Origin of the sequence: uncultured Mycobacterium sp. (assembly GCF_964249325.1) — a bacterium.
GTDB lineage: Bacteria > Actinomycetota > Actinomycetes > Mycobacteriales > Mycobacteriaceae > Mycobacterium.
The window spans coordinates 14,662-16,078 of the sequence record NZ_CAXUCH010000093.1; the positions used below are offsets into that span (position 1 = coordinate 14,662).

At 64.8% G+C, this 1,417-nt stretch carries 2 protein-coding genes; both read left to right on the plus strand.

The genetic code is table 11. The features are described 5' to 3' along the window. On the plus strand, positions 1 to 234 hold a 234-nt coding region (locus ACFE99_RS13415; protein ID WP_375486019.1), incomplete at its 5' end, for a 4Fe-4S dicluster domain-containing protein. 105 nt (positions 235 to 339) lie between these two features. Then, complete coding sequence (locus tag ACFE99_RS13420; RefSeq protein WP_375486013.1) at positions 340 to 1,344, plus strand: (Fe-S)-binding protein; 1,005 nt, start codon at positions 340 to 342, stop codon at positions 1,342 to 1,344. The last annotated feature ends 73 nt before the right edge of the window (positions 1,345 to 1,417 follow it).

Genomic DNA, 1,417 nt, shown 5'->3' on the forward strand with positions numbered 1-1,417 from the left:
GTGGGCAAATGCCGGGTGCCCGATGCTCAGATGACCATGTGCCCGAGTTATCAGATGACGAGGGAGGAGAAACACTCCACACGTGGACGCGCGAGGCTGTTCTTCGAAATGCTGCGCGGCGATGTGATCACTGACGGCTGGCAGTCGAATGAAGTGGCCGACGCACTGGATCTGTGTCTGGCATGCAAAGGCTGTACCAGCGATTGCCCGGTCAACGTCGACATCCCCACCTAGAAGGCGGAATTCCTGTACCACCACTTCCGGTCCCTGCGGCGGTGGCGTCCCCGTTATGCCTACGCGTTCGGGTTTATCGACCAGGCGGCGCGGCTGGCCAACGCGATGCCCGAGCTGGCCAACTTCGCGACGCAGACGCCGGTGCTTTCCCGGATCGCCAAGACACTGGGCGGCATTGACCGGCGCCGGCCGCTCCCGACATTCGCTCCGATGACGCTGCAGCAATGGTTCGCCAACCGTCCGGTGGTCAGTGCCGGCGGGCCGCGGGTGGTCCTGTTTCCCGACACATTCAACAACCGGCTGCACACCGACGTCGGCGTCGCCTGCGTGGAGGCGCTGGAGGCCGCCGGATGGCAGGTCGTCATGCCGCAAGGGCATATCTGTTGCGGCGGATCGCTCTACGACTATGGGTTCCTCGATGTCGCGGAGCGCTACCTGCACCGCGTGATGTCGCGGCTGCGCAACGACATCCGGGCAGGCACACCGATTGTCGGGATGGAACCGAGCTGCCTGGCCGTGTTCAAAGACGACCTTCCCAAGCTGTTTCCGCATGACGACGACGCGGACCGGCTGGCGCGCAACAGCTATCACTTCGCGGAGTTCCTGGACAAATTCGACGTCGAGTTGCCGTCGGCATCGGGAGCACGCGCCCTGCTGTGGGGTCACTGCCACCAACGGGCGACCGGTGGAGTCGATGCCGATCAGCAGATCCTGGAGCGGATGGGAATCGAGGTGCAACCGGTGTCCGGAGGATGCTGTGGGCTGGCCGGATCGTGGGGCTTCGAGGAAGGCAAGTACCAGCTGTCGCTGGACTGCGGCGAGCAGGCGTTGTTGCCCGCGATCCGGAAGAACCCAGATGCCGTGGTGGTGGCCAACGGATTCTCTTGCCAAACCCAGATCAGCGACGCGGGTGCGGCATCGCCATTGCATCTGGCTCAGGTAATAGCCATGGCGCGCAAGTCCGCTGACGTCCGCACTGCGGTACCGCCGAGCCGACCGGAACCCGCGTCACGGGTCCGTGCCGCCCGAGTCGCTGTGCCCATCGCCGCGATCGGTGCTGCGGCGGCTGGTGCGTCATGGGCGCTGTGGTCAGCGCGACGGTCACAGTGACCGACAGCCCTACGGATCGTCGTCTTCGTCTTCATCGTCGGCGCGCAGCAAAGTCTCCGGATGGTGGAACGTG

Coding starts and splice junctions, on each gene's coding strand:
- ACFE99_RS13420 (WP_375486013.1), top strand. CDS start 340: ATGCCCGAGCTGGCCAACTTCGCGACGCAGACGCCGGTGCTTTCCCGG.